This window comes from Longimicrobium sp., assembly GCF_036554565.1.
Classification (GTDB): domain Bacteria; phylum Gemmatimonadota; class Gemmatimonadetes; order Longimicrobiales; family Longimicrobiaceae; genus Longimicrobium.
In genome coordinates this window covers 1-8,616 of the sequence record NZ_DATBNB010000021.1, presented here as the reverse complement: position 1 = coordinate 8,616, position 8,616 = coordinate 1, and the positions used below count along the sequence as shown (strand labels likewise).

Sequence of the window (8,616 nt, the reverse complement as noted above, 5' to 3'; positions counted from 1 at the left end):
GCGGCAATGCTGGCCGGAGCACAGGCCACACCTGACGCTTTCAAAGAAAATCTTCGGGGTGCGTCGCTGGTCCACTACGCAGGACACGCGGTATTTAACGACGAACGGCCCGACCGCTCATTTTTTGTGCTGGCGGGCCGGGAACCGACGGGTGGTGCTCGGCTGTCGGCTGCAGCCCTCTCCGAACTGGATTTCCGGGGAATCAGGCTGGTGGTCCTTTCCGCGTGTCAGACCATCCGCTCGAGCACCGGCCGGACGGGCGGGTTTGCAGGCCTCGCCGGTTCGATGCTGATGGCTGGTGCGGGCGGTGTGATGGGCAGCTTGTGGCGAGTGGATGATGCTCGAACCCGCGCACTCATGCTGACCTTCTACGAAGCATACGATTCATCTGCCAACCCTTCTGCCGCGTTGCGGACGGCACAGCTGAAGTTGCTTCAGTCCCACGATCCCGCCCTGCGATCTCCGTCCGCATGGGCAGGGTTCCGCTACACAGGACTCTAACAATCCACTCCGGAGACCACATGAGCTTCAATCTAGAAATCGAGTTTACAGGGTTGTGCATGTTCGTCCCGACAGCGGACGGGAGCGCAGTTCATGTGCTGATGCCGAAAGGCGACGGTATGGCTGCCCACCCGGCGCATCATGGAACCCACCGCGCTGGGGTTGAGGATACCACGAGTACCGGCTCGACCGGCACACCGGTTCCCCACCACTTAGCGAGACTGACCTTCGGTCGCGCCAGCGACTGGATCGACGGGATGACGCTGGACTTTTCGCACCTGGGCGGGAGGCCACACGGGCCGGTTCCGGAAGGCCTGTTGAACCTGTCCAAGGCGACATTGGTAAACCAGAAAGTGAACCTGGCGGGCGTGACTGGCCAGCTCAACTCACGCGTAATCCTGCGGGGCGGCTGCATCTCGCATCATTACGGCCTCGCGCGGTGGAACTTCGAGAATCACCCGCCCGCGTATCTGGCCCACTGGGTGACTTGGACAGTGCCCGACATCGCCGGCCAAGAACTCGATTTGTACCGTGCTAACCTGGACGGCACGAATGCACAGCCGTTCCGGACCATCGAGGTGGATGACGGCAAGACGATACGCTTGCTGGTTCATCATCTCCCTCGAGGCGAAAGGCCACATGGACCCACGGAGCCAGCGCCGAATGTCGGCTGGGCCGATCATCACTTCCACGGGTACTTCAGGCTCTTTTCGAAGCCAGTGACGGACCCAAAGCGTATTACTCCCCGCTTCTTAGATAAAGGATGGGGATTGCCGACCACAATTCCTAACTCGTGCGTATCGGTCGAGAAGCGTAGCTCGCTCGCCTTTCAGCCGTGGTCCATTGAGGGCCGCACATACACGTGCTGGGCGGTCGCTGCAGAGGCCGAATAGTTAGCCGACGGCTCGTAGAGCACCCGCGAGCCCCACGACGAGGGCGTCCCAATCCGGGGCGCCCTCAGCGTTCGTGAGGGTGCGGATACGCTCCGCGGCGGGGCGGGTGGCGGGGTCTTGATGCAGATATTTGAGGGCGGCTTTGGTGGCACGCGTGCGGAAGAATTCGGCGTGCTTGCGCGCAGCGGCGATGCGGGCGGCCTGGAGCCAGGCGCCGAGGCGCACATCCTCCTCGCCCGCCATAGCGGCGGCGGCCTCGGTGCCCTGCTCCATCTGGGGCTCCAGTTCCGCCCAGGGCGCGCCTGCGCGGGCCTGGATGTCGCGGAAGATGGAGACCGCGGGCCCGGAGCCCGGGAGTTCGCCCAGCAGGATGGCGACTTGCGCCGCCGTACGCGCCGCGGCGGGATCCTGGCCGCGCAGCGCGAGCTCCAGTTCCACCAGCCGCGCGCCGATGCGGATGGCGCGGGCGCGGGGCGTCATGGGGTCCGAGGCGGAACGCGTGCTGCCCCACGGGCTGGGGTCCCAGCCGGCGGGGAGCGCGGTGCCGGTCGTGGACAGCCGCTCCGCCAGCGCACCCGGCTCCTGCAGCCCAGCCGGCCGCATCCGGTTCCAGGCGAGCGGCGCCAGTGCGACCGCGGCCGCGACGGCGGCGACCGCGCCCCAGCGCCGCGCTCCCGAGAACGGTGAAGTGCGGCGCGCGGCGGGACGGAGCGGCGTCACGCCAGCGGCGGCGTCCTCTTCTTCCAGGGCGCGCGTGACAGCGGCGGCCTCGGCGTAGGTGGCCAGGGCCTCGTCGTCGGTTGCCAGGCGCGACAGGATGTCGGCGTGCCCGTCCGCATCCAGGCGGCCGTCGAGCAGCGCCGCGAGGCGCTCGGCCTCGTCCCAATCGCCCCGGGAGCCCGTCTCGGCCCCGCGTTCGTCCCTCACCCACTCCCTTTCGTCAGGATGTCCACCCCTGTTGGATGGACCCGCCAGGTGTTTATCCCGCTCCGGTTCGGTCATGGCGCGCGATCCTCCAGCAACCCGCGGACCCGCTCGCGCGAAAGGCCGCCCGCTTCCAGCGTGCGCCGAAGCTGCGAAAAGATGCGGTCCATCCGCCGGTAGAGCGGCTTCTGCGGCAGGTTAAGGCCGCGCGCCACGTCGGCAACCGTCATTTCGTGCCACACGCGCATCCGCACGATCACCTGGTCCTCGTCCGGCAGGCTGGCCACGGCCCGGGCGACGGCCTGCTCCGCCTCGCTCCGCCGCTGCTCGGATTCCTGCGCCAGCACGCGCACATCCGCCTGCTCACCCGCGGGAAGGGTGGCGACCACCTCGTCGGAGGCTGCGACGGGGCGCAGGGGCGGACGGGCTGGCAGCTGCCGCCACAGTTCGGCCACGTCGCGGTCCGCCAGCTCGCCGTGGCCCGTGGTGCGCATCAGCTGGGCCGCCTGGGTGAGCGTGAACCCGTCGCGGTGCACCAGCGTTTCCAGGCGCACCGCCGTGGGCCCCAGCCGCCGCGCCGCCGCGGAGGGCCGCCAGCGGCCGCGCTCGCGGACCCGGTAGTCGCGGGCCAGCATCGTCAGCACCACCGTCAGGTAGGTGGCCGGCGCGCTTTCGCCGCGGAAGCGGCGGAGGGCGGAGTAGTCGTCCTCGATCAGGCGCAGCTTGGCCCACGACGCGAAGTCGTCGGCGTCGTCGCCGGAAAGCCCCTGCCGCCGGGCGAGCGTGCCAAGCACGCGCTCGATCCAGCCGAGGTTTTCCAGGAAGAGGCGCTCGGCCTGGTGCCGGTCCAGCATGCTCAGGACGGAATAGGAATAGGCGTGATCGTAGCGCCCGGGATGTACTTGAGCGGGAAACCTAATCCGCCATCGTGGATGCAACAACATCCCCGTGCACGCCACTGCATGCACGACGCCGCTCGTGCGTGGCGCCAGGCCCGACGCTACATTCCGTTTTCGGACCCGCGCGATTCATCCCTCGTCTGCCGGGCCGCCTCGGCCGCCCAGCCACTCCCTACGCGACCGCATCCGTGACGACCATCCACCTTCGCGCCGCCCTCTTCCTCCGCGCCCTCCTCCGTCATGCCGGCGCGCTCGCCCTCGCGCTCGCCGCAGCCGCCCTGGTCACCGCGTGTGCCCCGGCTTCGCCCGGCCTCGCCCTCGCGGCGACGCTCTCCCCGGCCGCGGACCTGGTTGTGGTCGGCGGGACGGTGTGGACCGGGGTGGATGGCGCGGCGGACGCGCATGCGGTGGCGGTTCGGGACGGGCGGATCGTCGCCGTCGGCAGCGAGGCAGAGGTGCGGCGGCTGGCCGGACCGCAGACGCGGGTGGTGGACGCCGCCGGCGGAATGGTGGTGCCGGGGTTCATCGACTCGCACGTGCACTTCGTGGACGGGGGCTTCCGCCTCAGCCAGGTGCAGCTTCGCGACGCGCGCACGCCGGCGGAGTTCGCCGCCCGCATCCGCGACTACGCGCGGACGGTTCCCGCCGGGACGTGGATCACCGGCGGCGACTGGGACCACTCGCTGTGGGGCGGCGAGCTGCCCCGGCGCGAGTGGATCGACTCCGTCACGCCCAATCATCCCGTGTGGGTGAGCCGGCTGGATGGGCACATGGCGCTGGCGAACTCCGCCGCGCTCGCCGCCGCCGGGGTGGACCGCGCCGCGCCGGAGGTGGAGGGCGGTGAGGTGGTCCGCCGCGCGGACGGTTCGCCCGCTGGCGTCTTCCGCGACAATGCCATGGCGATGGTGGACCGCGTGGTCCCCGCGCCGCCCGCGGAGCTGAACGACCGCGCGCTCGACGCAGCCATGTCGTATGTGGCGCGGCAGGGCGTCACCAGCGTTCACCACGTGGGTGGATGGGGCGATCTCGAGGTCTTCCGCCGGGCGCACGCCGCGGGCCGGCTGAAGACGCGCGTGTACGCCGCCGTCCCGCTGCACACGTGGGGGCGGCTGGCGGACACCATTGCCGCCACAGGGCGAGGGGACGAGTGGCTGCGGATCGGCGGGCTCAAGGGATACGTGGACGGGTCGCTTGGCTCGCACACCGCCGCCTTTCACGAACCGTTCACCGACGATCCATCCAGCCGCGGGCTGCTGGTCGTCGATCCAGACACGCTGCAGCGGTGGATTGCCGGCGCGGACGCGGCCGGGCTGCACGTGATGGTGCACGCCATCGGCGACCGGGCGAACACGCTGCTGCTGGACGCGTACGAGCGGGTGGCGGCCCGGAACGGCGCCCGCGACCGCCGGTTCCGCATCGAGCACGCGCAGCACCTGGCGCCATCCGACCTGCCCCGCTTCGCCGCGCTGGGGGTGATCCCCAGCATGCAGCCGTATCACGCCATCGATGACGGCCGCTGGGCCACCGCGGTGATCGGCCTGGAGCGCAGCCGCGGGACCTACGCCTTCCGCGCGCTGCTGGACGCGGGGGCGCGGCTGGCGTTCGGCAGCGACTGGTTCGTGGCGCCGCCCACGCCGCTGGAGGGCATCTACGCCGCCGTCACCCGCCGGACGCTGGACGACCGGAATCCCGGCGGCTGGGTGCCGGAGCAGAAGATCACCGTCGAAGAGGCCCTGCGCGCCTACACCACCACCGCCGCGTACGCGTCTTTCGAGGAGGGCGTCAAGGGCACGATCGAACCCGGGAAGCTGGCCGACATCGTCATCATCGACCGCGACATCCGCCGCGTGCCGCCCGAAGCCATCCGCGACGCACGGGTGACGGCCACCATCATCGGCGGCGAGATCGTGTTCCAGGCGGACGCGCCTCGCTGAGTCACCAGGCCCGATCGACACGCGCCTGGGAACGGATGGCTCTGGCGCGGCGCCATCCATCCATCGTACCATGTTCGCCCGATCACCCGTCCCACCTCCGGAAACCGACCGATGAGCGCTGACCAGGGCCGCCTGCACGGCCTTCGCGAGGCCGTCCGCGCCGCGCCCGAAGATCCGTTGCTCCGCACCCTGCTGGCGGAGCAGCTGCTGGCCGCCGACGCCCTCTCCGAGGCCGAGGAGCACTATCGCGCCGCGTTGCGCATGGACCCCGCGGACGAGCGCATTCAGCTGGGGCTGGCGCGCACCTTCCACGCGCAGGGCAAGCGCTCCGCCGCGCTGGTCGTCATCGAGGACGTGATGTCCACCGGCCGCGCCCCCGCCGAGGCGCACGTGCTTCACGCGCGCCTGCTGCTGAGCGCGGGCGACCGTGAAGCCGCGGCCCAGGCGTACGCCCGCGCCCGCCAGGCCGATCCGCGCTCCGCGGACCCCGCACTGGACGAGGCGCTGGGGACGATGCAGCCGGAGCCCAAGCCGGAGGTCGTGGACGGCCGCGTGCGCCAGCCCGCCACCACCGACTGGCAGCCGGACGACGACGAGTTCGACGAGTTGGACGAGGCCTACGGCTCGCCTCCCGGCAAGATCGGCGTCGAGCGGCCGAAGGTGACGTTCCAGGACGTCGGCGGGATGGACGGGGTGAAGGACGAGATCCGCCTGAAGATCATCCATCCCATCCAGCACGCGGAACTGTACCGCGCGTACGGGAAGACGGCGGGCGGGGGGATCCTGATGTACGGCCCGCCGGGGTGCGGAAAGACCTTCGTGGCGCGCGCGACGGCCGGGGAGATCGGCGCGTCGTTCCTGTCCGTCGGCATCCACGACGTGCTCGACATGTGGCTCGGCGAGAGCGAGCGCCAGCTCCACGAGCTGTTCGAAAAGGCGCGCTCCACGGCGCCCAGCGTCCTCTTCTTCGACGAGGTGGACGCCATCGCCGGCAGCCGGGCAGACCTGCGCACCAGCGCCGGCCGGCAGGTGGTCAACCAGTTCCTGGCGGAGCTCGACGGGCTGACCAGCGCCAACGAGGGCGTGCTGGTGCTCGCCGCCACCAACGCACCCTGGCACCTGGACTCCGCCTTCCGGCGCCCGGGGCGCTTCGACCGCATCATCTTCGTTCCGCCGCCGGACGTTGCGGCGCGCGCCGCCATCCTGGAGCTGCTGCTCCGCGGCAAGCCCACGCGCGACGTGGACGTGGTGGCGCTGGCGCAGCGCACCGACGGCCTCTCCGGGGCGGACCTGAAGGACGTGGTGGACCGCGCCGTGGAGGGAAAGCTGCGTGGCGCCATCCGTTCCGGCATCCCCGAACCGCTTTCCACGCGCGACCTGCTGGCCGCCGCCAAGCAGGTGAGGCCGTCCAGCCGCGAGTGGTTCGACACGGCCCGCAACTACATCCTGTACGCGGACAAGAGCGGGCTGTACGACCCCGTCCGCGCCTACCTGGGGATGTAGCGGGCGCAATCCGCATGGGGACGGCTTCCCCCACCGACCGGGCGCGCGCGCTGTACCGGATGGGCCGCTACGACCTGGCCGCGGCGGAGCTGGTTCCCGCGCTGGCGGACGACCCGGAGTACGGCGACGCGCACGCGCTGCTGGCGCTGTGCCTGGAGAACCAGGGAAAGCTGGTGGATGCCGAGCGCCACGCCAACGCCGCCGTCGCCGCGTGGCCGGAGGACGCGTTCTGCCACTACGTGCGGGCCAGCGTGATCAAGGCGCGGGGCAACGCCCGCCAGGCCGCGGCGTCGGCGCTGGAGGCGGTGAAGCTGTCGCCGGAGTTCGTCGCCGCGTGGCACCTGCTGGCCATGATCCGGCTGGACCAGAAAGACTGGAAGGCCGCCGTCGCCTGCGCCGGCGAGGGGCTGGCGCACGACCCGGATGACGAGGGATGCGCCGTCGTTCGCGCGGCGGCGCTGCTGGAGATGGGCTACTACGACAAGGCGAACGACACCATCGAGCGCCTGCTGACCCGCCATCCGGAGAGTGGCGCCGCGCACGCGCTCCGCGGCTGGTACCTGCTGGACCGCAACGAACCGCACGGGGCCATCGAAGCCTTCCACGAAGGGCTGCGGCTGAACCCCACCGCCCGCGGCGCCCAAGGCGGTCTGCAGCAGGCGCGGGGTTCACGCAACCTGCTGCTTCGCTCGTTCCGCAGGATGGAACGGCCCATCAACAAGTGGATGCAGCGGCTTCCGCCGGACGCGCGCTGGCTGGGCGTGTTCCTGTACGCCGTGCTCTACGTGGGCGTGATGTGGCTGGGCACCACGATCCTGATCTTGATCCTTCTCCTGCTCGTCGTCGTCACGGGGCTCTTCTGAGCCACTCCCGCCCACGTTCGGTCACGGACCGGCGGGCTCACGCGGGAACGCCCACAGGAACATCTGCAGATAGCCGGGGCGCCCGTCCCGGGGAAGCACGACCGTGAACACGTCCGGCCTCGGCGCGCCCGGCGCCTGCACCGCGAACCGGCCGCCTCCCAGCGGCGTCACCGGCAGCCTCGCGCCGAACCGCTCCAGGACCAGCCCGTCCTCCCCCATCCGCAGCACCAGCGGAAACCGCCCCGTGTACCGACCCGCGTAGGGCGCCAGCTCCTCGCGGGTCATCGCGACCGCGGCCACATCCGGCACGGGCGTACGCAGCGGCTCGCGGAGCGCGGCGGAGAGGGCGGCCTCGGCCAGGGCGTCGAGCCGTACTTCGCGGTTGCCCAGGATCACCACGCCCACACGCCGTTCGGGGATGATGCGGAAGAGCGCGGTGAAGCCGGGCATCGTCCCCGAGTGCCAGCTGCTGGCCATCCCGCCGACGCGGTCGTGGAAGAGCCCGAAGCCGTAGCGGGCGTCGTTCGGCAGCCCGGGGACGGCGATCCGGGCGACGAGCATGGAGTCCACCACCGCGGCGGGGACCGCCTGCTTGCCATCCACCACCCCACGGTTCAGCAGCGCGATCACCAGCCGGGCGACGTCGGGCGCGCTGGCGTACAGGTACCCGGCCGGCCACTGGCGCGTGTCGTCCGCGCGGGGACGCACCACCGTCGGCGGCTGGCCCGGGCGACCCGTGTGACCCTGGGCCACGGGATGGGTGATGGCCTCCGTGGGGCGGAAGGTGGCGGTGCGCATGCCCAGCGGTGTCAGCACGCGCTCGCGCACCACCTCGTCGTACGGCTTTCCCAACGCCGCTTCCACCAGCGCCCCGGCCAGCGTGAAGTTGCGGTTGGAGTATGAGAACGATTCTCCGCTCTCCAGCACGGCCTCCGCGCCCGTCCAGCTCCGGACGTAGGGGACCAGCGTCCCTTCGCCGTGGACGCCGTGCTCCGCGGACTCGTCCGCCAGGCCGGTCGTCTGCGCCAGCAGCTCGCGCAGCGTCAGCCGGGCGATTCGCGGCGCCAGGCCAGAGACGTATCGCCCGGCGGGGGCAACC

General features: G+C 71.0%; 8 protein-coding genes. 5 read left to right on the top strand and 3 right to left on the bottom strand.

The window, feature by feature from the left end; all coding sequences use genetic code 11:
* Window positions 1-501: CHAT domain-containing protein (locus VIB55_RS00695; RefSeq protein WP_331874736.1), on the top strand; the 501-nt coding region annotated here is incomplete at its 5' end.
* Between the two features lie 20 nt (window positions 502-521).
* Window positions 522-1,394, top strand: coding sequence for a hypothetical protein (locus VIB55_RS00690; RefSeq protein WP_331874735.1), 873 nt, complete (start codon window positions 522-524; stop codon window positions 1,392-1,394).
* On the opposite strand, the gene VIB55_RS00685 is transcribed toward VIB55_RS00690, so the two are convergent.
* Together VIB55_RS00685 and VIB55_RS00680 are read right to left on the bottom strand one after the other, a co-directional pair.
* Entirely contained in the window at window positions 1,395-2,321 is a 927-nt protein-coding gene (locus VIB55_RS00685) for a hypothetical protein (RefSeq protein ID WP_331874734.1), read from the bottom strand.
* A 71-nt stretch (window positions 2,322-2,392) separates the two neighbouring features.
* Complete coding sequence (locus VIB55_RS00680) at window positions 2,393-3,172, bottom strand: sigma-70 family RNA polymerase sigma factor (protein ID WP_331874733.1); 780 nt, start codon at window positions 3,170-3,172, stop codon at window positions 2,393-2,395.
* Between the two features lie 233 nt (window positions 3,173-3,405).
* On the opposite strand from VIB55_RS00680, the gene VIB55_RS00675 reads away from it, so the two are divergent.
* The 3 genes from VIB55_RS00675 to VIB55_RS00665 all read left to right on the top strand — a co-directional run bounded on the left by VIB55_RS00675 (window position 3,406) and on the right by VIB55_RS00665 (window position 7,517).
* Window positions 3,406-5,151 (top strand): amidohydrolase, encoded by a 1,746-nt coding sequence (locus VIB55_RS00675; RefSeq protein ID WP_331874732.1) that lies wholly within the window; start codon window positions 3,406-3,408, stop codon window positions 5,149-5,151.
* A gap of 111 nt (window positions 5,152-5,262) precedes the next feature.
* Window positions 5,263-6,654, top strand: coding sequence for an AAA family ATPase (locus VIB55_RS00670; protein ID WP_331874731.1), 1,392 nt, complete (start codon window positions 5,263-5,265; stop codon window positions 6,652-6,654).
* 14 nt (window positions 6,655-6,668) lie between these two features.
* Window positions 6,669-7,517 carry a tetratricopeptide repeat protein gene (locus tag VIB55_RS00665; protein WP_331874730.1) on the top strand — a complete coding sequence of 283 codons (849 nt, stop codon included), beginning with the start codon at window positions 6,669-6,671 and terminating at the stop codon, window positions 7,515-7,517.
* A gap of 21 nt (window positions 7,518-7,538) precedes the next feature.
* Here VIB55_RS00665 and VIB55_RS00660 read toward each other — a convergent pair.
* The coding region (locus VIB55_RS00660; protein WP_331874729.1) for a serine hydrolase domain-containing protein at window positions 7,539-8,616 on the bottom strand (1,078 nt) is incomplete at its 5' end.

Coding starts and splice junctions, on each gene's coding strand:
- VIB55_RS00690 (WP_331874735.1), top strand. CDS start 522: ATGAGCTTCAATCTAGAAATCGAGTTTACAGGGTTGTGCATGTTCGTC.
- VIB55_RS00680 (WP_331874733.1), bottom strand. CDS start 3,172: ATGCTGGACCGGCACCAGGCCGAGCGCCTCTTCCTGGAAAACCTCGGC.
- VIB55_RS00670 (WP_331874731.1), top strand. CDS start 5,263: ATGAGCGCTGACCAGGGCCGCCTGCACGGCCTTCGCGAGGCCGTCCGC.
- VIB55_RS00665 (WP_331874730.1), top strand. CDS start 6,669: ATGGGGACGGCTTCCCCCACCGACCGGGCGCGCGCGCTGTACCGGATG.